The 22,546-nt window shown below is 55.1% G+C and carries 22 protein-coding genes and 2 pseudogenes; 9 read left to right on the forward strand and 15 right to left on the reverse strand.

Going from position 1 to position 22,546, the window contains the following annotated elements; genetic code table 11:
- Positions 1–225: transposase domain-containing protein (locus ACGYKA_RS18925; RefSeq protein ID WP_394439615.1), on the forward strand; the 225-nt coding region annotated here is incomplete at its 5' end.
- 149 nt (positions 226–374) lie between these two features.
- Here ACGYKA_RS18925 and ACGYKA_RS18930 read toward each other — a convergent pair.
- The 5 genes from ACGYKA_RS18930 to ACGYKA_RS18950 form a co-directional block, all read right to left on the reverse strand.
- Positions 375–1,385, reverse strand: a complete 1,011-nt coding sequence (locus ACGYKA_RS18930) for an ATP-binding protein (RefSeq protein ID WP_394439618.1) — start codon at positions 1,383–1,385, stop codon at positions 375–377.
- The gene (locus tag ACGYKA_RS18935) at positions 1,382–3,607 is read right to left on the reverse strand and encodes a hypothetical protein (RefSeq protein WP_394439621.1); all 2,226 of its coding nucleotides are present in this window, start codon (positions 3,605–3,607) and stop codon (positions 1,382–1,384) included. The genes ACGYKA_RS18930 and ACGYKA_RS18935 overlap by 4 nt, the downstream gene beginning before the upstream one ends.
- A complete protein-coding gene (locus ACGYKA_RS18940) occupies positions 3,604–4,392 on the reverse strand; it encodes a hypothetical protein (protein WP_394439624.1) in 789 nt (262 codons plus the stop codon). The genes ACGYKA_RS18935 and ACGYKA_RS18940 overlap by 4 nt, the downstream gene beginning before the upstream one ends.
- Before the next feature lie 165 nt (positions 4,393–4,557).
- Positions 4,558–4,917, reverse strand: coding sequence for a hypothetical protein (locus tag ACGYKA_RS18945; RefSeq protein ID WP_394439626.1), 360 nt, complete (start codon positions 4,915–4,917; stop codon positions 4,558–4,560).
- 405 nt (positions 4,918–5,322) lie between these two features.
- Complete coding sequence (locus tag ACGYKA_RS18950; RefSeq protein ID WP_394439629.1) at positions 5,323–6,081, reverse strand: hypothetical protein; 759 nt, start codon at positions 6,079–6,081, stop codon at positions 5,323–5,325.
- 535 nt (positions 6,082–6,616) lie between these two features.
- Between ACGYKA_RS18950 and ACGYKA_RS18955 the strand changes: the two genes are divergently transcribed.
- A complete protein-coding gene (locus ACGYKA_RS18955) occupies positions 6,617–7,030 on the forward strand; it encodes a c-type cytochrome (RefSeq protein ID WP_394439632.1) in 414 nt (137 codons plus the stop codon).
- A 113-nt stretch (positions 7,031–7,143) separates the two neighbouring features.
- Positions 7,144–8,391 (forward strand): cytochrome P450, encoded by a 1,248-nt coding sequence (locus tag ACGYKA_RS18960; protein ID WP_394439635.1) that lies wholly within the window; start codon positions 7,144–7,146, stop codon positions 8,389–8,391.
- Positions 8,392–8,772: 381 nt separating this feature from the next.
- Here ACGYKA_RS18960 and ACGYKA_RS18965 read toward each other — a convergent pair whose 3' ends face one another.
- From ACGYKA_RS18965 to ACGYKA_RS18975, 3 genes are all read right to left on the reverse strand, one after another.
- Positions 8,773–9,384 carry an exopolysaccharide biosynthesis protein gene (locus ACGYKA_RS18965; RefSeq protein WP_394439638.1) on the reverse strand — a complete coding sequence of 204 codons (612 nt, stop codon included), beginning with the start codon at positions 9,382–9,384 and terminating at the stop codon, positions 8,773–8,775.
- A 320-nt stretch (positions 9,385–9,704) separates the two neighbouring features.
- Positions 9,705–11,012 (reverse strand): PQQ-dependent sugar dehydrogenase, encoded by a 1,308-nt coding sequence (locus ACGYKA_RS18970; RefSeq protein WP_394439641.1) that lies wholly within the window; start codon positions 11,010–11,012, stop codon positions 9,705–9,707.
- Positions 11,013–11,344: 332 nt separating this feature from the next.
- Entirely contained in the window at positions 11,345–11,734 is a 390-nt protein-coding gene (locus ACGYKA_RS18975) for a VOC family protein (RefSeq protein WP_394439644.1), read from the reverse strand.
- Here ACGYKA_RS18975 and ACGYKA_RS18980 point away from each other — a divergent pair.
- The 4 genes and pseudogenes from ACGYKA_RS18980 to ACGYKA_RS18995 form a co-directional block, all read left to right on the forward strand.
- Positions 11,691–12,317: pseudogene (locus tag ACGYKA_RS18980) on the forward strand (IS256 family transposase); the annotation flags it as partial. The gene ACGYKA_RS18975 and the pseudogene ACGYKA_RS18980 overlap by 44 nt on opposite strands.
- A 198-nt stretch (positions 12,318–12,515) precedes the next feature.
- Positions 12,516–13,607 (forward strand): sensor histidine kinase, encoded by a 1,092-nt coding sequence (locus ACGYKA_RS18985; protein WP_394439647.1) that lies wholly within the window; start codon positions 12,516–12,518, stop codon positions 13,605–13,607.
- Between the two features lie 336 nt (positions 13,608–13,943).
- A complete protein-coding gene (locus ACGYKA_RS18990; RefSeq protein WP_394439650.1) occupies positions 13,944–14,726 on the forward strand; it encodes a ZIP family metal transporter in 783 nt (260 codons plus the stop codon).
- A gap of 131 nt (positions 14,727–14,857) precedes the next feature.
- Positions 14,858–15,226, forward strand: a pseudogene (locus ACGYKA_RS18995) (cation transporter); the annotation flags it as partial.
- On the opposite strand, the gene ACGYKA_RS19000 reads toward ACGYKA_RS18995, so the two are convergent.
- Together ACGYKA_RS19000 and ACGYKA_RS19005 are read right to left on the reverse strand one after the other, a co-directional pair.
- Positions 15,163–15,489 carry an SH3 domain-containing protein gene (locus ACGYKA_RS19000; RefSeq protein WP_394439653.1) on the reverse strand — a complete coding sequence of 109 codons (327 nt, stop codon included), beginning with the start codon at positions 15,487–15,489 and terminating at the stop codon, positions 15,163–15,165. The pseudogene ACGYKA_RS18995 and the gene ACGYKA_RS19000 overlap by 64 nt on opposite strands.
- Before the next feature lie 704 nt (positions 15,490–16,193).
- A complete protein-coding gene (locus ACGYKA_RS19005) occupies positions 16,194–16,706 on the reverse strand; it encodes a hypothetical protein (RefSeq protein WP_394439656.1) in 513 nt (170 codons plus the stop codon).
- 362 nt (positions 16,707–17,068) lie between these two features.
- Between ACGYKA_RS19005 and ACGYKA_RS19010 the strand changes: the two genes are divergently transcribed.
- Positions 17,069–17,356 (forward strand): hypothetical protein, encoded by a 288-nt coding sequence (locus ACGYKA_RS19010; protein WP_394439658.1) that lies wholly within the window; start codon positions 17,069–17,071, stop codon positions 17,354–17,356.
- Between the two features lie 911 nt (positions 17,357–18,267).
- Here ACGYKA_RS19010 and ACGYKA_RS19015 read toward each other — a convergent pair.
- Complete coding sequence (locus tag ACGYKA_RS19015; protein WP_014132722.1) at positions 18,268–18,618, reverse strand: helix-turn-helix transcriptional regulator; 351 nt, start codon at positions 18,616–18,618, stop codon at positions 18,268–18,270.
- 63 nt (positions 18,619–18,681) lie between these two features.
- On the opposite strand from ACGYKA_RS19015, the gene ACGYKA_RS19020 reads away from it, so the two are divergent.
- A complete protein-coding gene (locus ACGYKA_RS19020; RefSeq protein ID WP_038068544.1) occupies positions 18,682–19,533 on the forward strand; it encodes a cation diffusion facilitator family transporter in 852 nt (283 codons plus the stop codon).
- Positions 19,534–19,864: 331 nt separating this feature from the next.
- Here ACGYKA_RS19020 and ACGYKA_RS19025 read toward each other — a convergent pair whose 3' ends face one another.
- The 4 genes from ACGYKA_RS19025 to ACGYKA_RS19040 all read right to left on the reverse strand — a co-directional run bounded on the left by ACGYKA_RS19025 (position 19,865) and on the right by ACGYKA_RS19040 (position 22,530).
- Entirely contained in the window at positions 19,865–20,209 is a 345-nt protein-coding gene (locus tag ACGYKA_RS19025; protein WP_394439661.1) for a RidA family protein, read from the reverse strand.
- 2 nt (positions 20,210–20,211) lie between these two features.
- The gene (locus ACGYKA_RS19030; protein ID WP_394439664.1) at positions 20,212–20,982 is read right to left on the reverse strand and encodes an ABC transporter permease; all 771 of its coding nucleotides are present in this window, start codon (positions 20,980–20,982) and stop codon (positions 20,212–20,214) included.
- Positions 20,982–21,671, reverse strand: coding sequence for an ABC transporter permease (locus ACGYKA_RS19035; RefSeq protein WP_091429043.1), 690 nt, complete (start codon positions 21,669–21,671; stop codon positions 20,982–20,984). Before ACGYKA_RS19035 ends, ACGYKA_RS19030 begins: the two co-directional genes overlap by 1 nt.
- Positions 21,672–21,738: 67 nt before the next feature.
- Positions 21,739–22,530 (reverse strand): ABC transporter substrate-binding protein, encoded by a 792-nt coding sequence (locus ACGYKA_RS19040; RefSeq protein WP_394439668.1) that lies wholly within the window; start codon positions 22,528–22,530, stop codon positions 21,739–21,741.
- Between the last annotated feature and the right edge of the window lie 16 nt (positions 22,531–22,546).

The following is a 22,546-nucleotide window of genomic DNA, read 5'->3' on the forward strand; positions in this document are numbered from 1 at the left end:
AACCTGATCCGCCCAATTGCATTGACGCGAAAGAATGCGCTTTTTGCCGGTCACGACGAAGGTGGCCACGCCTGGGGTCGCACCGCATCTCTCATTGCCACGGCGAAGGTCAATGATGTCGAACCGTTCGCATATCTCAAAGCGACGCTTGAAGCGATTGCATCAGGTTATCCTGCCAATCGCATCGATGATCTTCTTCCGTGGAATTTCCAGCCGTCAAGCTGATCCTAAGTGCTGCGTAGCCGCCGCTTACCCACAAACCAACTTTCGACATCTTAAATGGCACTGACCTGACTTCCATACGAGGCGGGAACAGAAAAAGGGCCGCCCTTAGGGGGGCGGCCTGTGCAGGAACAATCGTTAACTGATGGCGACTATTTTTGTGTGACCCGCTTTCGGGGTTTCTTTTGTTCTTCAACCCACCGATCCACTGCGCGGGTGGTGTCGATCCCGCGCCAATGTTCAGAAATAAAAGGATTGAGATCTTCGTCACAGCCCATCCTACCATAATAGGCAGCGGCAAAATGATCGAGATTTATGACGGCTTCACCGTCAAATTTTGCCTCACCGATGGCTTCGATTGTAAGTTCAATGGCCAAACCAAACCTGTAAGCCACGGCATGGAGGAACATCGGCATAAAGTCAGGAACGTCAATCAGGCCCTCATGGGAAAGACCAGCATCCGCGATGAGTTTCCCGAGTGCGGCTCTGAGCGCGGGACCGTCCGAATTTACCGCCAAAGGTAGGATCTCAATTGATCGCAGACGGCGAGTCAACGTAAAGTCGTGATTGATAAACTCGCGCCCCTCGGGCGTCGAAGATAGGATTAGGCAAACAGGCCATGGCGGCTTTTGCATAAGATTTCGAAATCTCTTCGCAAAGCTCGACATAGTCTTCTCGGTGGAGTATCGGCCTGCATCCTGAACTTCGTCAAGATGCACAGCCGCGACACGTCGGTGCTCCAGCTGCGTTGCAAGACAACCGATCAAGTAGTCTTCAGTTCGCGCCCCTTCAGTTGGATAGTCCAATTCTTTGAGAATTATCCGACACGTGTCGCTAATACTCGCTTGCCCAGGGACAATGACACTCACAATCTTATGTCCAAACTTACGGCCACCAGTGGCCATTGCAATCTGTTCATATTCTCCAATTGCTTTGGCCAGAATCTCTGACTTTCCGCTGCCCGCCGGACCTATCAAAGCCACCCCTTTCTGTTCAAATTTACCACGTTTCAGTCGCGCCTCCCTTGCCTCGAGGACGCGAAACACCTCATCGCGGACCGACCGATATGTTTCAGTTTTAAAGAATGTCCGAGAAAGATCCGCTTTCTCGTTTTCCCCAGCGGTGATTGCGGCCATCGCATCGAGTGAGTCCTGACTGATCATGTGTTTTCCCCTTGACCTGATGGCTTCGGCGAACGGCGAAGTGTTTTTGAACGAAAACGGTCCAACGAATCCACGCTGGGTTCGGGGGCGGTGTCAGTAATTTCATCTTCCGCATCCGGGGCACGACCGATTTCAAAACCACTAGAGACTGGGTCGGCGTATTCATCCCGGCCTACGAAAGGCTGTTCATGGGCACCCTTTCCGTATCCAAATTCTCGTTTCATTTGAGCAACCTTTTCGTCGGTATGACCGATGGGCTTTTTACCTTGCGACGTGGCTATGGCAGCGGCCTCGCCCCTCCAAGCGTTGCCTGCATTCGACCTTGCTTCAGCGTGAGCAGCCACATCGTCTGCAGCCTCTGCTTTCCTCCTTGACTGCTCTCCTTTCCACCACGCAAGGGATTTCCCACGCATATCGTCGTCCAGACACGGAACAGAGATCAAATCACCACCGGCCAGAATAGAGATGGCACCAATATCAAGCGGGTCGATCATGATTTCGAGCTTCTGGTTGGCCTCCGTAAACTGATCAGCTCCTGTTGCCATACGCTGATCCCTCACTATTCCATTAGAGTAGGTGAGGTTCATCCAGCGGATACCCGAATCTGAAATCCCTGCGGTTTGGTAGGCTCCACATGCCTCCCGCAATGCTTTTGGCCCGGGCAGTTGAGTGGGGTCGAATTGGGAATTCTTCGACAGTTTCTCCCAAGTGCCTGCCGGTGTCGCAAACGCAAGCCCCCGGTGTGGCGATTTATGATACTCATCAATAAACTGCACAAACAGGCGATGCAGTTCGTCGTCCGTGATGCAGGCCTCTTCGCTCGGCTTGCGATCATTGCGCAAATGAACAGCACCTGCCGTCGCACCATATAGATGCCTGGCCCACTTGAGTTCGAAGGTCAGGAACAGCCTTTCAATGTAACCGCGCAACTCAGGCACGCCGGTCGTGGCGTTCAGCAAAGTTCCACTGAGCCGGCGAACCGCCTCGCCGAACTGAGCCCCTCCGAACGGGTGCCTGCCAAATTCATTGCCAGAATCTGTGGAAACGAGATGCAATGGGGCGCGGAAATTCCATTGCGTGTTATTCAGACCCGCATCCTTCAGCATGTCGGTCTTATCAGCAAAGCACATGCGAAGTGCCTGAAGTGACGCCTCTTGGTTGGGCGCCGTGCAAAAGGCAAAACCCAAGATGGCCCTCGTTGCAATATCGAGGCCCACTACGACCCAGCGCCGAACCCGCTTAACTTTCGATCGCTGTTCGACGGTCATGTTGTTGTATCTTTCGCGGGTTGTATTCAGCGTTATCACATGCACTTTCCAGGCATCGAACTGAACCTGCTCACCGGGAAAGCTGGCGCTCATACCTCTCTCTACTGAACCGAACTTTGCTTTGGCTGCGGCAAGTCCTTTGCGCTGAATGCAAACGGTAAAGGGATCCAAATACATATCGATCCAACGCTCATATTGTCGCGCAGATTTAACTTTGATCAAATTCGGGAAACCCGCAGCTTTGCGTCGCTCGTTTTCCTTCTTGGCTTCTTCGACTGCCTTTGCTGCAACCTCACACTTTGCTACTGGAGCGGCGTCCGCGTATTCGTTGAGGATGCCCAGAATGAAGTGAAAGTCGTTTGCAGCAATGTGGTCGTGATCCACCGGCTTTGAACGGGGCGGAATGAACACCATTGGATTTTGCTGACCTTTACGGAACTTCCGGTAGTAATCGAGCAATGTGGTATTGGCCGGCAATGATTTCATGTCCTGATTGCAGTTCGCTGCCTCGGTGTCGTAGCGAATGCGAGCCTGATATTTCTTATAATCCTCAGCCAGAGCCGTCTTCTTTTGTTCAACCCCTTTGGGGGTCAACGGCATACCTAGCTGGTAATAGTGCTCCATGCGTCTGCAAAGAAACAGAATTCGATCAACTCGGGCGCGCTGTTTCTTTCCTGCTCCAGCAAGATGATTGTCGTCATAAAGGGCTCGGTCCGTTTGACGAGCCAAACTGTAATATCCTTTGTCGACAACAAGTAGTTCACTTTCTAACAGGTGCGGGATTTCGTCCGAACGGAACGTTCTGAAAGTCGCACCTTCGTCCGGATCGCGGACAGAAAACTTGTAATGACTGATCGTGTCGGTTTTCCTATCCCGAAGCGGGATGATCTTCACGATTTCATTTCCCTCGAAGCAAACGCGATCTGCTTTGCTAATAGCTGAAAAATAGTTCATGCTGCCCTCCGGCAGATCAGATTTTCGTCGAAGCGATCAAGTGGATGTTTCCAAAGATCTCCGTCACCGATCAGCCGCACCGCAGCCCGCCAGCCGCGACCCTGCAATTTTGAAGTCTCGACCAGCTGGGCCATCGTAAAGGTTTCTGAAAGGTCTGAAGCCACATCGAGAACAATGCGATCAGCTTCGGGGTCCCATCCGCGACGCGCATGGTGAACGGTGCGCGCGCAATCGCGCCAGACCGGGTGAAAATGATATCGCGACAATACGACAAAGCGCTCTGCGATTTCCGGCGAACACTGCGCGGCGATGTCCGCCACTTCCGCAAGATAGGACGCGCGCTTGGCCTTTTCATCGTATTTTACCGAAACCAGAACTTCATCGTCGTTCGCCAGCAGCACATGTGCGTCAACTTTCGTGTAGGATGGTGAGCCATCCGGCTTTACGAAATCTACGCGTGTGAATTGCTCTTTGAAGTTCAATACATTCGGATGAGCGGCAAGGTTTTGATAGACTGCCGCTTCCTCATAGGAGGCACACCAAAATTCTTGCAAGACAGAGGTGCGATGAAGCCGTGTGACCAGCGACACTTTGCAACTGGCGCTCGATTTTCCAATCTCCATCTTAACGAGATGAGATCTTTGAACCCACAAAGGGTCTTCAGGATCGGCGCGCAAGGGCCTCTCAATCGTGCGCAGAGTGCGCGTTTGCCCTTCTGGGAAAGTGAGTTCCAGATGCTTTGCATCTGTAGGAAAAGACCCCCCACATTCATTCTCAGTTTCCATTACTTTGGTCCATATCTTCCTGCTCCGGTGGCATTGCCCCGGATGATTGGTGTTTGACCGAACTGAGAACTTCGGGTATCCAAGACCCATGCTGCGAAGTCGACTCAGCCGTCGATGACGAACAATGCTCGGGCCCTGCAACGGTCCGAGCGTTTTATCTTAACGCTAGGTCATAATCCCCCCTTTTTCTGCCCATTTGACTTTCAGGTCTGGGCCCTCAAAATCCGACCCAGAATTGCGAATTTTCAGCATCATTTGATCGACTGTGCAGACACGACGATTCGAGTCAACACATTGATTTTTATGGGATTTGCGGAATTTTTGTCGGTGTTTCTTTTTTCCAAAAGACACTTCACTCGCCTGACCTGCCATGATCTCGCTTGTGGCGCCCGAAAAGCCAATTACGCATGCCAAAAGGGCTGCTTGAAGAAAAACAAGCAGCTTGGTCGAGCTAAGCCCGAATACAAATTCCGATAGGGAATAAAATCCCGTCCAGAAACAAAATTGGAAGCGCAATTTGAACACGTGCAAAAGCCCGACGATTGAAAGAGTATCGATGGACCTTTTGCCGTTATGGCCGCACAAGCCTGGCTCAAGGGGTGGGAATATCTGCCACTTTTAAGCGGCCTTCCCAAAATTAACTCGGATGATGTCCTATACCCGCCGGGCTCCAATAGCGTCCCGGTTTCCTAGAGTTGTGCCGTCTCCGATGACAACCTTACTATAGTATCTCTAAATCGCTGTGTCGAATCAGATTCGAATGAATCAACATTTTTTTTCGATTCATTTGGTCGTAGGGCGGCTTCGAAAAATGCTGCAGTGCAGCATCAACGTGGGATGATCGGTCGGAATTGACCGCCCATTTCGACCAGATAGTCGGCGCACTGAAGTGGCATGCCGCGCTGCATTGTGAGGGCAATGAACTATATCTTATTCAGCAGGCGGGGGTCGCAGTAAGACATCGGTATCGAGGTTAAGTGTGCTGCGCCAGAGCGGGGTCTTAAACACCTGATACGCCAGCTTGCCAACCGCGTCTTCGCGGGTTTCAATTAGCAATCCCGCCCATTCGAGTGGCCGCAGCACGCATGATGAGAATGCTGCCATCTCTTGCCATCCCGCGGTATGCCAATCTTTTGGCTCATCATAGAATGTTTCGAACAAGGCAGCTTCGGTCGTGCCGTGATCGGCTTCTACGTTAATCACGTTTATCCAGACGTCCCATTGTCCTAAGGGGCGGCCCTTAAAGCGGGCATAGGAAGCGTGATCGACCCGGAACACAAAGTGTGGGATCAGCTCGGCAAACAGGCGGCCAGGGGCTTGCATGAGCTCTGAGCCGCGCTTGGTTAGCCGGAACTCACCTTTGAAGTGACGCCCCAAGCGCAGAGAAATCAGCAGAAAATGCAACATCTCGAGCGGGGGGAACTCATATTCGTTGATCACCTTGTTATAGCGGAACATCTCTGCTCCGCGTTGGCCCGGCCAATCAAAATTCTCAATAGCCCAATGAACGAACACGCGCTTGAAGGCCTTGTTTTTGGTTAAGCCAATCGAGCCGTGCTTCTGCACATATTCCAGAGTCAAAAGAGCACCACGAAGAAGCGGAGAATGCGCGAGGTCGGGATGGTCATCGATGAGAGTGCGAAATTCGATCATTACAAGATGCTGCCACAGACTGCGCGTCAGTTCCATGACGACCGCTCAGTCTGAATTTGTCGCATGCAGAGTTTCGCGTGCGCAGCGGGTAGCAGATTCGGCAGGCTGCGCTGCAGACCGGCTACATGTAGTTGAGCGGCAGGTCAGGGGACCCTTGCATTCAGCTTTTTCGATCCAGAGTGCTCCTGCCTGCTCGATAGCATGAAGCTGAACTTACTCGTTCACTTGCTAAACACAGACCTTCCAGCACATGGCTCGATATTCTGCGGAACTATCCCGTCTCTCATGCGTATCTATCCTAGGGAGGGCGAATTATGCCGAGTTTTTCCCGCCGAGGATTTTTCAAAGCAAGCGGTAGTGCCGCCGTTGTAAGCGTAATTCCTTTGGATCAAGCCCTTGCGGGGCTTCAGACTGAGCGTCAGCATCAGCCGCCGGGGTGGCGCGAAAATGGTCGTGTCCGATTTCGACAGGACGGCATCCCGAAGGTGACAGGGGGCAAAGTCTTTGCGATCGACATACGAGCGGTTGATATGCCTGACTGGCCTGATGAACAGGCTCACGCGTTCCTCGAATGTTCCCAGTGTTAAGCCACTCAACTAAATACTTGCCTGAGCGTGATATTACGGCTGTGGCGGACTATCTAACAGCGGGTATATCTAAGGCTAAGCCACCGGAGAACAACCTGCAGGCAGTCGAACAATATCCCCTAGGACACCAGCTCTACATAGGTTTATGCGGAGGTTGTCACGGGGCTGAAGGGCAGGGCCAGCCTGCAGGATCCGTGCCGATGATAGGGAACACCACACTGATGCTCGATCAGTCAATTAACCTGCACCGGGTTATCAATGAGGGTATTCCTGCCCGTCAACTGTCCGGTTATTTGCGAATGCAGGAAATGCCGGCCTTCGAGCACCGTCTCTCCTCAGAAGAGCTAGAGGCTCTTAGCAATTATTTGCGCACAAGATGGGGCGGTTCCTCAGAGTGACTGAAACGAAGCTTGGAATGCAGGCCACTGCTTCATAAATCTAGTCGCCGTTGGAAGGAGAGTGAAATGCCAAACGAGCCAACGTGAGGAAAAACTTAACGGAGGTCCAACCCATGTCCGATATACCATCCGCGAAGGGCTTTGATAGCACGCTCGCCCTGTTTCGCAATCCTTACGGGTTCATCTCGAAGACGTGCCGTGATCTCGATGCAGACCTCTTCATAACCCGCATCCTCCTTCAGAGAGCGATTTGCATGACTGGCGCTGCGGCGGCCGAAGCCTTTTACGGAGAAGACCGGCTGACCCGTTCAGACTCGATGCCGGGCCGCATTCAAAAAACACTACTCGGCGAGGGTGGCGTTCAGGGGTTGGATGGCGCGGCCCATCGACGCCGCAAAGAGCTGTTTATGTCGCTCATGGGAACCGAGAGGATCGCCGCTCTCGAGGACATGTCGCTGCACATGCTGGACAGCTATGCGCCTGACTGGCAGGTGAGGAACGAAATCGTGCTCTACGACGAAGTGCGCGAAATGCTTACGAGAGTTGTCTGCGCGTGGGCCGGGGTTCCGCTTCCCGAGACGGAAGTATCGACCCGAACGGCGCAGCTTACCGCGCTTTTTCAGGAAGCCGGGGCGGTTGGCCCGAAACACTGGGCAGCGCGGCGGGCGCGTCACAGCCTAGAAAAATGGGCAGCAGGGTTGATCCAACAAGTTCGCGATGGCGAGCTTCAGCCGACACAGGAAAGCGCCCTTAATGTTATCGCAACATGGGACGATCTAAACGGGAAGCTGCTGACCTCAAAGATTGCCGCAGTGGAGTTGCTGAACGTCTTGCGTCCGACCGTGGCGGTGTCGGTGTTCATCGTTCAAACGGCGCACGCCCTGCACAGGTATCCCGAATGGCAAGAAAAACTGCGAAAAGACGAAGGGTTGCTCGAACCCTTCGTGGAGGAGGTTCGCCGCCTCTACCCATTCTTTCCTGCGGTCGCGGCACGGGTCAAGAGTGCCTTCGAGTGGCGGGGGTATCGCTTTCCGGAAGGGTGCAGGGTTCTGCTCGACCTCTATGGCACGAATACCGATCCGCGTTCATGGGATGCGCCGCTAGAGTTCCTGCCCGACCGGTTCCAAAACTGGGGCGAAAACCCCTTTGACTTCATTCCACAAGGCGGCGGCGACCACTACACGAATCACCGCTGTCCAGGCGAGTGGATCGCGATCAATCAAATGAAAGTATTCTGCAGATATCTCGTAAATGAGATTGATTACGATGTGCCGGATCAAGGTTTGGAGCTGGACTCCAGAGAGCTGCCATCCCTGCCCGAGAACCGGTTCATCATGCGCAATATCAGACGTCGGCAATAGCTTCGGCCTTGTCCGGATGGCCCAACCGCGCTTCTTTGGCCGCGTCAAACGCCAGAGGATAAAGAAACTGGCAGCATTGATGGGAGCAATCGTCGCTTGATCGAGGGCTCGCAGGTTTCGGTCCCGAACAAGGCGATTTCCGGCATCACGTTGGCGCTCCATGAACCCGTCATCAACGCCTTAAAGCATGGTGCGCTTTCGGACCTTGCTGGTAATATAGATGCAAGCTGGCAGAGCACGGCACCTAGGATGCTGGGCCAGCGCTGAAGGAGCAAGGTGGTCCTCTGGTGGCGAGTTCTTAGCATGAAAGGTTCGGCACCCAACTGGTGCGGCCTGGTGCCCTCTTCTACCACATCGAGTGAAGCTGAGCTATTGCCGACATCATGTTGAGAAGCCTCCAGAACCAGAAGTAGAGAAACCCGACAGACCCCAAGCGACTGCAACTACCGCGCCAATGAACCCCAAAAGCATCAGCAAGCCATCGCGATAAAGCAGACCGAGACCGAAGATAGAGATGACGATCATAGGGCCGGACGTGGCGAAGGGAATGAGTTCGAGTGGTGGAACCGTAAGAAGAAGGCCGAGAATTACGACGCAGGCCGCGCGGCGGGCGGTCGGACCTGCAAAACGCGACAAGCGCTCGTGCAGCTTCGCATCGATACGCAGGGACACCGGTTTCAGCCACTCCACTGACTTTATCACTCGCTGGGACTTGAGCCTCCGCCGCCGCAGCCATCCCGGCGCCCAAAAATGTTCATACCCCATGAGAAGGCGAATGGTGATGATCGCGAGCGTAAATGCGAGAAGCGTCGGAAAGCCGGGAATACCACCGATTGGTGTAAGTTCAATCAAGGGTAATACAGCCAAGGCAGGTCCATAACCGCGATGGTCGAGTGCGTCGATGAGCTGGCCGACCTCAACCCGATCTTCTCGCTGCGAAACCTTCTTGAGTTCATCGACAACGTCGGTGAGAGCTCCTTTTTCCTCCCTCATTCTCGGCCTTCCCAAGTTTCAATGTCGTTTGCGGTGATCCGTTCCCGGGTCGTCCATTCCTCCAAAGCTCGGGGTGTATATGACACCGGGCAGGTAATGTTCTCTTCCTCACCTCGTATGAGGGCCGACAGCTTCAGGTGGAATTACAGGAGGCACTTTCTGTGCAAACCACTGTAAAGCAGCCTCGCTGCACTTGAAGCTTCAGGAGCCCCTGTATGAGCGGGGAGCCATGCGGGTTAACATGCAGAGAGTGGCTACATTGAGGCGTCAGTAGCACCGCACTCTTAAGGTGATCCCAGGTTTGCAGAAGTTCTCAGGTTTCAGTCTGCCGAGACTAGGCCAAGGTCCAGTTCCCCCGTATCCGCATTGGTGAACTCGGGCTCGGGTCTGTCCAACGCTTGGTCACCAACATATTGAATACGGTAGATCACCCCACCCGTATCGTCCGAAAGATAGAGCGCACCATCCGGACCCTGGGCCAAACCGGCGAGACGACCCATGTTGCCCCATCCAGTCGGGCTGGCATCGTCTTGCATCAGGAATCCTGCGACGAATGGCTTCATACCGACAGGCTCACCATTCTCGAAGTCCACGCGCATAACCTCATATCCAGAGGGCGGTTGCCGGTTCCACGAGCCGCGAAAGGCCACAAAAGCATCGCCATGATAGTCTTCAGGGAAAGAACCTCCCGTATAAAAGGTCATCTGCATCGGTGCTGCATGCGGTGTATGCAAGCCAATGGGTTCTTCACTACCGTTCGCATATTCACTGAATGAGCTATTTGGCGGTGTGTCCTGCGGGTTGAACCGCGACAGGGCGTAGACATAGGGCCAGCCATAGCGGGCCCCTTGCTCTATTTGGTTGAACTCTTCATGCTGCTCATTGTCACCCAGCCAGTCGATGCCGTGGTCGAACCCGTAGAGCTTCCCCGCAGATGGCTCAAAACCATAGCCAATCGTGTTTCGCAGGCCAGAAGCGAATATCTCGCGAGCCGAGCCGTCCGGGGCCATCGAAACGATGGTCGCGTTCTCTTCATTCGTCTCACCGCAAGCATTGCAGGTTGAGCCGACCGAGACGAACAAGTTTCCGTCCGGTCCCTTCACGATCATCCTGTTCGGGTGCTGTCCGCCTTCGGGGAAGTCATCCGCGATGGTCTCCAACTCGTCGAAGCTCCCGTCGTCTTGCCGTTCAGTGCGAAAGACTTCGTTCACTGTCATCAAATAGACGGTGTCGTCGTCGATCTCGATGCCATGCAGGCCTTCGCGCTCGGCGACGATCTGCCGCTCGTCGGCCGTGCCGTCGCCGTCATAGTCACGTAGCATCAGCACGTTGCCGGGTTCCCGCTGGGTGACATAGACCGCCCCGTCGTCTGCAACGCGCATCATCCGGGGGTTCTCAAGATCACGTGCAAAGACATTTATATCGAATCCGGGGGGAAGCGCCAGCCGCGCCATGCGCTCCTCGCTCCACTCGATCGGGATCGGCTTTATGACGTGGCCTACGATTTCGACGCCCTGCCGGCCTCGATCTTCTTCGGCTGCGGGCTCGCTGCTGCCCGCTCCAGCTTGGGCAAGGGCGAGATGCGGGAATGCTATGGCGAAACATGTGAGGAAGGTGGTCGAGCGCATGGGCGGCCTCCTATTATGACTAATACTCCAACTGCATAAATGCATTCCGGTTCCACAGATAATCCTCAAGCGTTTGCGGCAGGCTTAAAGGACCGCGCTATAAGCCTTATTGCTGGGATCTTCTTGGATCGCTTTAGTCGCCAAATTCGGGCTACGCCTTCTGAGCCGCGGCCTAAAACGACCGTTTGTTAAACGACTTCAAAAACGGCCGTTGGCACAGCCCCCGCGAAAGCACATTTTGCCCTGCATCTCTGTCACTGCCGCACCGCCCGCCAGAAGCCCGGATTGAACCTTCTTAGCCAGCTATCTCGCACCTTCGCGCAAATAGCGTTTCAAAGCCGGTGCCCTCTATGCCCAGTTCCAAACTCTCGGCAAAACAGGAAGCAAAGCTTGTTGCCTTCCGGGTCGCGGACATAGGCCGCATAAAAATCTTCATCGTAGACCAGCCTGTCACCCGGCGCACCTTCATCAGATCCTCCGTGATGGAGAGCGGCTCTCCAAGCTTCATCCACGGCATCCCGCGAACTGCATTGGAAGCTCACCTGGGCGCCATTCCCAGCAGAGGCAGGTTCTCCATTAATTGGGTGGCGGATCGCAAACTGTGGCCACCGGTTCTGTTCCTTCTGCCAAAGGACACCCGCGGGCCCAACCTTGTCGAGTTTCGTGGTGCGATGGAGGCGGGACGTTCTGGGGCTGTGGTTCCAGGCCAACGAGGGTGCCAAATTCTGGGCAAAGGTTCTGAATGATCTACGCCACAGGGGCGTTCAGGACATTCTGATTGCCGTCGTCGACGGCCTCAAAGGCTTCCCCCAGGCCATTGAGGCGGCTTTCCCGGAAGCCCAGGTTCAAACGTGCATCGTTCATTTGCTGCGCCACTCTATGAGCTTTGCCAGCTACAAGGACCGAAAGGCCGTGGCGACAGCCCTGAAGGCGGTCTACACCGCCTTGGACGTCGAAGCAGCAGAGGCTGCGCTGGCCGAGTTCGAAGGGAGTGATCTGGCCAAGCGCTATCCGGCCATTGCACCGAGCTGGCGCCGAGCCTGGAACGAGGTGATCCCGTTTCTCGACTACCCGCCCGAAGTGCGCCGACTGATTTACACGACGAATGCCATAGAAGCCCTGAACTCGAAAATCCGGCGTGCGGTGCGAACCCGCGGCCACTTCCCGAGCGATGAGGCGGCGGCGAAGTTGATCTACTTGGCCCTCAATGCTACTTCCGTCGAGTGGAAGCGATCTGTGCGTGAATGGCACCGCGTTAAAAGCCAACTCGCCATTATGTTCGAAGAACGCTTTCCCATGGCGTAACTAAAGGCGCCAGGGCACAAAATTACGCACACTCCCTCGGCGTGCGGCATTACCCTAGCAAGACGCTTCTTACGACATTCACGCACTTCTGGCGGCCATGGCAGAATACCTTCTAGCTTCGCAGCACAACATGTATTGTCACTCACGTAGGATGCGATAAACTGTTAACCATTCCCAAACCACCTTATAGCTTTAGATATGAATGCTCTAGCAAACCTTGAACAGCATCTGGCAGCTATCGTCAGCGGTTCCGACGATGCGATTATTACTAAAAGCCTCGATGGCGTTATCACAAGCTGGAATCCCGGGGCGGAACGGTTGTTCGGTTATTCTGCTGAAGAAGCTATCGGTCAGCCAATAACGATACTTTTTCCTGCAGAACGCTTAGACGAGGAAGCTGGCTTCATCGCGCGTTTACGCAAGGGAGAGCGAATAGCCCATTTCGAAACAGTTAGAAAACGCAAAGATGGCTCTCTCGTTCCAATCTCACTGACCGTTTCGCCTGTATGTGATCGTGAAGGCAAAGTTGTGGGCGCATCAAAGATCGCTCGGGACATATCGCTGCAACGTAAAGCAGAAGAGCGCCAGCAACTACTTTTGTCGGAGATGCGCCACCGAGTTAGCAATTCTTTCGCAGTGGCTAGTGGACTCCTTTCCATCGCGGCCCGCCACGCCGACAATATCGATGAATTTGTTAGTGATATGCGGCAACGTTTCCAAACCTTAGCTGCAGTCCACTCCCGAGCCGTGGACGAGCCATCCGGCGCGAAGCCAGAAGGCACCAATCTTGTTCATCTTTTCAGTTCAGTTCTGGAGCCTTTTGTAGGAGACATCCCGGCTTTAATGGAAGTCCCTGAGCTGAATGTCGATCCTGCGGCGATTACGCCGCTTTCACTAGTGATTTTTGAGCTCGCAACGAACGCCGTGAAATATGGAGGTCTTTCAGCGGCCGGGGGCGGCATTTCGATCCGAGCTGCGCAGCACGGAAACCGCCTGGTCATTCGCTGGGAGGAATCCTTTATTACCGAAGCCAACTCAGACAAGGTTAGCCACTCGGGATTTGGAACTCGCATGATACAAAGCACGGTCACGTCTTCTCTGAGAGGCACCTTCGCCCGCGAACTACATTCTAAAGGAATGCGAGCGATCCTCGATCTCGACTTGACGGCCGTCACGGGAACCTCATCCAATAGTGTCGGAGATAAGGAAGAGACTTCCTCATGCGCTAAACAAAGCAAAATAGCGGTGAATGCCGAAGGGAGTTCGAAAGATTCCCGGATGAATTCGTAGTGAATGGTGGGGCGGGCTGCCCCTTTCTTAGTGTCCGGGGCTTTGTTGCACCAACCCGATGTTAGGCAGATTTCCCCATTCCCCGGACGGATTTATCCTACGGGCTCGGTGACGGGTATGCCAGGTGCAGTGTAGCTGTTTGCAACGCAGTTTTGTGAGCTCATCAGGGTTGGAACCCCCCGTTGTGTCTAGCATTAGGCTGGAGAAGGCACGTCGCATTCGAACGCTAGATGGCTTAAGCGAGCACGGGGGCACGAACGCGCGACAAGTCCAATCGGCCTCAACACTAGTTTATGGCGGGCTGCGCTAGCCGAGCCACACGAAAGGATACCTGAGTTGGAAACGATGTCGCCTCTCATGCTTGGATTCATTGGCAGTCTCGCTGCTGGAGCCATGACCGCCGTGGGGGCCATTCCGGTGCTGTTTGGAAGCACACCCTCACGCGCTATGCGCGACCTGTCGCTCGGTTTTGCCGCGGGGGTGATGCTCGCCGCTTCTTTCTTTTCGCTCATCATTCCGGCGCTGGATGCGGCGGGGGCGCAGTTTGAAAACGGCGCTGCACCCGCTGCAATCGTTTGTCTCGCGATCCTATTGGGCATGGGTGGCGTGGCGATGATGAACACGCTCCTGCCGCATGAACACTTTAGAACAGGGCGCGAAGGACCAGCAGCGGCGTCGCTCCGCCGGGTTTGGCTTTTCGTCATTGCGATCACGATCCACAATTTTCCGGAGGGATTGGCAGTGGGCGTCGGATTTGGCGCACATGGTTTGGAGGGAGGTCTTCCACTGGCGTTGGGCATCGGCCTACAGAACGCGCCCGAAGGACTAGCCGTCGCAGTCGCGCTTTTGGGTGAAGGCTATCCGAAGGGCCGCGCATGGGGAATTGCCGCATTTACGGGGCTGGTCGAGCCGGTCGGCGGATTGCTTGGCGCGGGCGTTGTTGCACTCTCAGAGCCGTTGCTGCCTTGGGGGCTGGCATTTGCCGCCGGTGCAATGCTGTTCGTCATCAGCCACGAGATTATCCCCGAGACCCATCGTAACAGACATCAGAACAAAGCGACATTGGGCTTAGCGGTCGGGCTGGTTATCATGCTATTTTTGGATGTTTGGCTGGGATAGGGAAAACTTCAAAGCGCACTTGGAGCTACGGTAGCTGTAGGTCTTATGTGCTTATTTGGCGGAAAACCAGAATGGGGGCGGAGATGGCAGACAGCACTAAGGCACAGCAAGAGTAGAGCGTCACGGGCACGGATTGCGCTGCCTGCGCCGCCAAGGTGCGCGGCGCAGTGGAACGCTTGCCGGCGGTCGCGGATATTGAGGGGGCACTGATGTCCGAACTGCGGCTCACGCTGGATGAGGGCGAAACGTCGCATAAGCGCATTGGGAAAGCCGTGCGCGGTATCAGTTTTTGCATTTCTCCGAAGGGGGCGAAGGCAGAGAGGCCGAAGGATGGTATCACCATGCCGCAGGATGCGGTGATCGGTGGGACAATGACCGCACCTCAGCTCATCTCCCCTATCTGTCCGCGGAAGTTTCCACGACCTCGGACAGCAGGTTACCCGACCCATCTTCCCAACCAGTTGCCATGGACCCAGCCTTTGCGGCGGGGATTGCCATAATACACGCCCCACCAATTGCCGTTTCGAACACATGGGCGAACACCGTCGCCGTTATGCAGTTCGTCGATCTTACGGTAATTTGTCCCCGGACCGGTGCGAACAGCCAGAAAGCCATCTCCGTTCGGATCAAGACCTTCCACTCTGGCGCCGAGGCATCCCGCGGCCTGTTCATCTTCCTCAATTAGGAAGTCCATATCCAATTGTTCCGCTGAAAGTGGAGTGTAAGACAGAAAAATTATTATGGCGGCAGCATACTTCATCATCTTAATATCCTCCTATGGAGATTGGGATTATACTACAGTTCCTACCCGTTCCCTACAGCAACGCTGGCAGCCGGAGCTTGGTGGGGGGGGGGAGGTCGCCCGCCCATTCCAAATGGGGGGCAGAGAGGGCGATAAGGGAGCGATAGTAATGAGAAAGGTCATATGGCTGGCTGTAGGTATCGTTGGGTTGGGAGGCGCAATGGCCTCCTGCTCCAATGGCGAACGCCTCCTTTGCCTTAACCCAACCGGTTATTGCGGGGGCAGCAGCACGCCAGACCCCGATCGCATCGGGGGACCTGCTTGGTTTCTCTGGCAATCCACCGCAGAAGAAAGAATGGCCTATTACCGTAAGGAATGCGCGACCAGCAGTCTGCCAATGCCCTCCAATGATGTGACGACATGCGCCCTTGAGCAGATTGAATCCCAAGCCCATTCAAATTGTGTTCAGTATTATCTGCCACCGACCAGACCTAAGGATGCAGCTGAGGAAGCACGGCGAGACAGGCAATTTGAAAGCTGTAAACGGGATGTCTTGGGACAGCACGGGTTATAGAAAGTGATTGCGAACCTCCACGTTGGCGATCCGCGTGGTAGGATTTCGAAAGCGGCGTTTTGCTCGCACTATCTGGGATAGGCTACCAGAAGAGTCAGCTGGGCTAGCTCTACGTCGTCGTCTACGAGTGGGGATTAGGTGGATAGGCGTCTCAAACGAAAATGAGATCACATTCAGCGACAGGTTTGAAACTATCGCCGTGCGTGCCGGAATCCAAACTGCCGCTGCACCATGCATCAAGGTAGCGGCGCACCGACATGAGGCCGTTGAGCCCGCCCTCCAGCATGCTTCTCAGAGGCGAGTTCCCGGTAAAATAAGGACTTTTGTGGATGCCTTTTAACCAAAGCATTCCTTGCGCCTCGTCCTCAAACAAGAAGGTAAGAGCTCTGTAGATTCCGATTATCGCTGAAATGCGTAAAAGTGTATCAAGGGATAGGGCGATGGGCCGGTGATGGTTCGCTTTCATCAACCATCTGTAATAGGTGGACCTGCTCGGTTCGCCTAATATGGTAATACGTTCCGCCACACTTAAGCCAAGTCGATCTGCGATTTTTTGAAAGACCCGAAGGCCCGGGCCGCTTGTTCTTGTGCGGTCATCCCGCGATATCGTGCGAACGTTGGGCGGCAGCGAATCGGCATTTCTATGGAATTCTGTGCTTCGCACTTCGAACCTCCTTCGATCTTTCCTAAATATGGCCTCACAGTGCCATGACCTTACTACGAGACCATAGTTGGGGTAATTTATAGCACATGACTGAGGGATACTGTGGAGAGAAATTGGGCTTCTGTTTGTGAAGCAGGTTTGTTGGGACCTCCAACGGTGCCCTTGACTAAGGGCACTAGGTGGAAGTCAAAAAGCTGGTAATGAAAAGTGCGATTGGAGTGCTCTATGCCGAAAGGCTGGTATTTTTTATCGGGATCTGCTCTCTACTGTTCTATAGATGTGATTGGCGAAGGTAGCTCGACATGCCAAAATTGCGGTCGTCGGTTCTTCACGTTTCCCTCTGAAATAGGTTCATGATTAAGATGCACGATACCAACCGTATCCATGATCGCCGCGCTCTCCCCGACGCATTGGGCCAGGCAGAGAGCGAACTGAAGGCAGCCCACCCACAACTCAATTTCCATTTTGTTGGGCAAGCTCATTACGGGGAAACGGGCCTTGCATTCATTGAGGTTGTTGGGGTGGATGATCCGATAGTTTGCGGCCAGATCCGCAAAAAAGCGAATGCTAGGCTCGAACAGCTGGGCTTTCCTATAGACCTGAAGGAGGGCAAGGATGTCTTCCATATTGTGCCTACTCGACAGGCCTGAGTGAGAGAGGAAAGGTTCAGAATGCCGAACTCTATGGGACCAACTCTTGATGATCTGCGCGATGAACAGAGGGCCTTCATTGGCCCTCCGGTGCCGCCAAAAGTTCCTAAACTTACGCCGGCGCATCAGCGCGAGTCAGTATATTCAATGATGGTAGAAAACCTAATGGCCAAAATCGCCGCCGAGAGTGCCGCTTACATTCGAAAATAGGGGTTTTTGCCCAGAGTGTCCGCGCCGTTCATCGAGAAGATAAGTCAGTGCAAAGGTTGAGAGCGTTTTCTACTCAATCCTACCTAGAAAGCAGCGGGCCGGATTTGGTGTGGGGCCAGCAGACCAGACATGCTGTCTCAATGCTGTATCTTCACGCGTCTAGCTGAGCACACTTCTGGTAAGTCGCGCTACGAGATCAAAAGAGTCGATGTTGTGGGCCACAACAAATACTGCCACTGCGCGTGAAGCGAACACTGCAGACTGGTCCCAGTGCCAGTGTTTGGCAGAACCTCGCTCTCAATTCAACTGGTATGCATTGAATATTGAGATAGCAGCCAACCGACTCGCGCGCTGAATGCTAGTTCGTTGCGGTTCACTTTGTCCCCGGGATTGGCCCTTTACTAGTATCAGGCTTAATTTGGGCATACGGTCGTTGCGACTGATCGCGAGCCGATTGTCGTGACGTTGCCTGATTGAACGGAATGCTCATTAAGTAGATCAACCAATTCGTTCCAAAGCCGACATCCAGATTTGGCTTAAATGCCGCACTGCGGCTTCCCGAGATCGGGCATTCACGTATCGTGCAGCATTCTTGATTAGTGAAAGTCAGGTGCGCGGACAAAGCGCCATTTTGCTGCGGCTGCGCAAATGGCTGCTTTAGGCCTGGCGCACCAATAGAACATTGCAGCAGGACACGTCGGTTAATCCGTATAGCTTCGGCAGGCATCGACCCCTACGGCTGTCGAGGCAAGTAGTTGATCTGCGTCGCGGATGAGATCAGCGATCCGCCTGTCCGCAAGGCGATACCGGACGAACCGACCTTCGTTCCTGCGACTGACCAGACCGCAATCCAAAAGGCAGCGCAGATGGTTCGAGACATTGGGCTGACCAAGCCCTGTTTGGGTAACGATTTCCTGCACGCTGCGTTCGTCCGACAGTAGCGCATCGAGGATCGCAAGACGGCTGGGGTCGCCGAGACCCCGGAAGAGCTTTGCCCGCGGCTCAAGGGTGTCAGCTGCCGAAAGATCGTCTTGAATGTTTTGCAATGTCATATCATTATCCACTGATACGTTAGCGGCGACTTCTTTCGCACGCTACCTTCAAGAGGATCGCATATGAGCCGAGCAGATAACACCACGTTGCCTACAACGTCTTTGCCGATCCGGATGCGGGTGCATGGCATGGACTGCGCCAAGGATGCCGCCGAGATCGAACGGGCCGCTCGGTCTGCGGGCGTGGCTGAAGGCGATGTGAAGGTGTCTGCCGCAACCCATGTCATGACATTGCGGATCGCCGAAGACGACTTGCCGAAAGTGCGTCCAGCACTGGACGCAACCGGCTATGGCTTTGAGCTGATCAAGAGCGGGGATACATCGTCCGATCCGGCTTACAAAGACCCGAGCTATCGCCGCGCGCTCTGGATCGTGGTCCTGCTCAATCTCGGCTACGGGGTGATCGAGATGTTCGGCGGGTTCCTGTCCGGATCGCAAGCTTTGAAAGCAGATGCCCTGGATTTTTTGGGCGACGGCGCAATCACCTTTCTGGGCCTGCTCGCTATCGGTTGGAGTCTGACATGGCGGGCGCGGTCGGCGATGATCCAGGGCGTGTTCTTGGGATTTCTGGGGCTTGGCGTTGTCGGCAGCACAATCTGGCGTGTCCTGAATCAGACGACACCAGAGGCCGGGTTAATGGGAGCCTTCGCCGTGGGCGCGCTGATCGTAAACATTCTTGCGGTGCTGCCGCTGCTAAAACACCGCAAGGGCGACGCCAACATGCGGGCCGTATGGCTGTTCTCCCGGAACGACGCCATCGGCAACCTCGCCGTGGTGATCGCTGCCGGACTGGTCGCCTGGCTCGGCAGTGCCTGGCCTGACCTCATCGTTGCTTTCGCCATCGCAGGGCTGTTCCTGCATTCGTCATGGATGATCATCCGGGATGCGCGGAGTGATCTGTCAGAAACCGAGTGATCTGGCGGAAAAGCTGACGTGCGAACCGGAAACCGACATTCGCCACTGCGCAGCGAGTCCGGAACTTTGGGTTCATTCCTGCCATTCGCTGCGATCGCCCAGCCAAACGGCACTAAGGTTTGCAGGTCAAGGTCGCCTCTGCGGGACTTTGCTGCCGTTCGCTGCCGACGCACGGTTTCTATTGCAGTTGGGAATACCTCTTGGAGGAAGAACGGAGAGAGGACGTTCGCTGCTGTGGCGATTTGGCCTTGTTGTCGGGGATAAAGCAGCCATTCAGCATGAGTTGATTATAAGGAAATCATCGACGAAAGAGTGAGCTCTTAACCAGTCGTCAACCAGCTACGGCGGCGGTCACGATAATTTCTACACGCAGGTCGGCATCCGCCAGTTTGGCTTCTCCGCAGGCGCGTGCTGGGGCTGCGCCTGGGGGAACCCATGCGTCCCAGACCTCATTCATCGCATCGAAATTCGCCATATCTGCGAGCCAAATCGTCGCCTGCAACATATGCTCGCGCGAAGAACCCGCTTCGTGCAACAATCTGTCGACGCGACCAAGGCAGTCCTCGGTCTGTTCGACCACTGTGGTTCCGCTGCCGACTTGCCCACAGAGGTAGACAATGCCCCCGTGTTTGACGATTTTGCTCATACGTTGATTGGTGTGGATGCGTTCGATCATGATCATACTCTTTCAGGGGTCGGAAGGGGAGAAGTCGCGGGCTGGGCAGCGGTGTCGCGGCGGGTGAGATGGCGCAGGTAGCGGCGCTCAAACCCCCGGAAGGCCCATGTGATGCACAGGACAATTAGGAAATAGAGCAGGGCTGCGGTGATGAACCCTTCATAAGCGAGGTAATAGCGCCCGTTCAGCCAGCGCCCAACGCCGAGGATGTCTTGTAAGGTGATCGTGCTGGCAATGACCGAGCCGTGCAGCATGAAGATGACTTCGTTGGAATAGGCCGGGATCGCGCGGCGGAAGGCCGAGGGCAAAATGATCCGGCGCAGGCGGCTGCGGTAGGAATGGCCGGTGGCGATGGCCGCCTCGACCTCGCCGGTTGGCGTATCCGCAATGGCACCCCGCAGCAGTTCGGTCGTATAGGCGGCAGTGTTGAGCGTGAAGGCAATGAGCGCGCACCACCAAGCCGAGGACAGGATGGGGTCCCACAGGAAGCTTTCGCGGATCACCTCAAACTGGCCGACACCGTAATAGATCAGATAGGTTTGCACCAAAAGCGGCGTGCCGCGAAAGACATAGGTGTAGCCCTGCACCAAGGGGTTAAAGACCCGGTGTTTCGACGCGCGGGCAATGGCCATGGGGATCGACAGCAAGCCGCCCAACAGCAGCGACAGGAAGGTCAGGTTAAGCGTCACCCAGACGCCATAGAGGAAACGGTCAAAATTCTCAGCGATCAGGGCGATGTCGAGCGGGATATAGGTCAGCAGGTTTTCCATCATCACGCCCTCACTACGCCACGGTTGTAATGACGCTCCACCGCGCGCAACAGCAGGTCGGACACGCCAGTCAGCAGCAGGTAGATGACAAATGCTGCCGCCATGAAGGTAAAGAGCTGTCCCGTCGAACGACCGGCGGTGAAAGCGTTATAGACCAAGTCTTGAAGCCCGATGACCGAGACCAGCGCCGTGGTCTTGAGTTGCACCAGCCAGTTGTTTGTAAAGCCCGGCAAGGCAAAGCGGACCATCTGCGGCCAGATGATATGACGAAAGATCAGCGATTTGCGCATTCCACAGCTGATGCCAGCCTCGATTTGCCCGCGCGGGATGGCCATGATCGCACCGCGAAATGTTTCGGTGAAATAGGCACCAAAGATTACACCGATCGTGCCTGCACCTGCGGCGAACTGGCTGACCTCGACATAGCCCCAGAGGCCCGTAATAGCGCCGATATTATTAAGCGTCACCTGACCGCCAAAGAACACCAGCAGGATCAGCACCAGGTCCGGCACCCCGCGCACGATGGTGGTGTAGGCTCCAGCCAGTCGCTGGGCCAGACGGTTGGCGGAAAGTTTCGCCCAAGCACCGAGCAGGCCAAAGATCAAAGCGATGACCAGCGATGTGAGCGCCAGTTTGATCGTCATGATCGTGCCGTCGATCAATTGGGATTGGTATTCCAAAAGCAGGTTCATCGCGTGTTCCTCAAAGGATCATCAGGGCAGCGCATGGCCGCCCTGATGAATGGTGTAAGGCGGAAACTCACTCGCCCTCGGGACGGCCGCCGTAGATGTCGAAGGGGAAGTATGTGTCGTTGATCTCGGCATAGGTGCCATTCTCGCGGATCGCGGCAATCGCTTTGCTCAAATCTTCGCGCAATTCGTCCTCACCCTTGCGCACCGCGACGCCCACGCCTTCGCCGTAGCATTCAACGTCTGTATGATCGCCGCCGAGGAAGGCATAGTCGGTCCCTGCCTCTGCACTCAGGAAGCTTTCCTGTGCGATCAGGCTGTCAGAAAGCTGCGCGTCCACGCGGCCAAGCGCCAGATCGCGGAACACTTCGTCTTGCGAGCCATAGAGGACGATCTCGGCATCGGGGAACAACTTTTCCGCATAGCACTGATGTGTCGCGCCGCGCTGCACACCGATGCGCTTACCGGCCAGACCTTCGGGCGTGCCTTCGAAGTCGGCGTCCTTGGAGGCCACCAGACGCGCCGGGGTCTTGTAGTATTTGTCAGAGAAATCAATCTGGCGTTTGCGCTCTTCTGTGATCGACATGGAGGCCACGATGGCATCGAACTTGCGAGCTTTTAGCGCCGGGATCATGCCGTCCCATTCTTGCTCGACCAGTTCGCATTCACGTTGCATCTCGACGCAGAGTGCCTTTGCAATGTCGATGTCAAAGCCGACAAGCGTGCCGTCGGATTCCTTGGAGGAGAACGGAGGATAGGCACCTTCGACGCCGATGCGCAGCGTGTCTTGGGCAGCCAGCGGCAGGGCGACGGCGCTCAGCGCAATGGCAGCAACGCTGCTTAGGATGGTTTTACGAAACATAGGTTGGTCCTCTTTG

Origin of the sequence: Sulfitobacter sp. 1A15106 (assembly GCF_043556995.1) — a bacterium.
Taxonomy (GTDB): domain Bacteria; phylum Pseudomonadota; class Alphaproteobacteria; order Rhodobacterales; family Rhodobacteraceae; genus Sulfitobacter; species Sulfitobacter faviae.

Excerpts from the sequence above, each read along its gene's own strand:
- ACGYKA_RS18930 (WP_394439618.1), bottom strand. The coding sequence starts at position 1,385 with ATGATCAGTCAGGACTCACTCGATGCGATGGCCGCAATCACCGCTGGG.
- ACGYKA_RS18935 (WP_394439621.1), bottom strand. The coding sequence starts at position 3,607 with ATGAACTATTTTTCAGCTATTAGCAAAGCAGATCGCGTTTGCTTCGAG.
- ACGYKA_RS18940 (WP_394439624.1), bottom strand. The coding sequence starts at position 4,392 with ATGGAAACTGAGAATGAATGTGGGGGGTCTTTTCCTACAGATGCAAAG.
- ACGYKA_RS18950 (WP_394439629.1), bottom strand. The coding sequence starts at position 6,081 with ATGGAACTGACGCGCAGTCTGTGGCAGCATCTTGTAATGATCGAATTT.
- ACGYKA_RS18955 (WP_394439632.1), top strand. The coding sequence starts at position 6,617 with ATGTTCCCAGTGTTAAGCCACTCAACTAAATACTTGCCTGAGCGTGAT.
- ACGYKA_RS18960 (WP_394439635.1), top strand. The coding sequence starts at position 7,144 with ATGTCCGATATACCATCCGCGAAGGGCTTTGATAGCACGCTCGCCCTG.
- ACGYKA_RS18965 (WP_394439638.1), bottom strand. The coding sequence starts at position 9,384 with ATGAGGGAGGAAAAAGGAGCTCTCACCGACGTTGTCGATGAACTCAAG.
- ACGYKA_RS18970 (WP_394439641.1), bottom strand. The coding sequence starts at position 11,012 with ATGCGCTCGACCACCTTCCTCACATGTTTCGCCATAGCATTCCCGCAT.
- ACGYKA_RS18985 (WP_394439647.1), top strand. The coding sequence starts at position 12,516 with ATGAATGCTCTAGCAAACCTTGAACAGCATCTGGCAGCTATCGTCAGC.
- ACGYKA_RS19000 (WP_394439653.1), bottom strand. The coding sequence starts at position 15,489 with ATGATGAAGTATGCTGCCGCCATAATAATTTTTCTGTCTTACACTCCA.
- ACGYKA_RS19010 (WP_394439658.1), top strand. The coding sequence starts at position 17,069 with ATGCACGATACCAACCGTATCCATGATCGCCGCGCTCTCCCCGACGCA.
- ACGYKA_RS19015 (WP_014132722.1), bottom strand. The coding sequence starts at position 18,618 with ATGACATTGCAAAACATTCAAGACGATCTTTCGGCAGCTGACACCCTT.
- ACGYKA_RS19020 (WP_038068544.1), top strand. The coding sequence starts at position 18,682 with ATGAGCCGAGCAGATAACACCACGTTGCCTACAACGTCTTTGCCGATC.
- ACGYKA_RS19025 (WP_394439661.1), bottom strand. The coding sequence starts at position 20,209 with ATGATCGAACGCATCCACACCAATCAACGTATGAGCAAAATCGTCAAA.
- ACGYKA_RS19030 (WP_394439664.1), bottom strand. The coding sequence starts at position 20,982 with ATGATGGAAAACCTGCTGACCTATATCCCGCTCGACATCGCCCTGATC.
- ACGYKA_RS19035 (WP_091429043.1), bottom strand. The coding sequence starts at position 21,671 with ATGAACCTGCTTTTGGAATACCAATCCCAATTGATCGACGGCACGATC.
- ACGYKA_RS19040 (WP_394439668.1), bottom strand. The coding sequence starts at position 22,530 with ATGTTTCGTAAAACCATCCTAAGCAGCGTTGCTGCCATTGCGCTGAGC.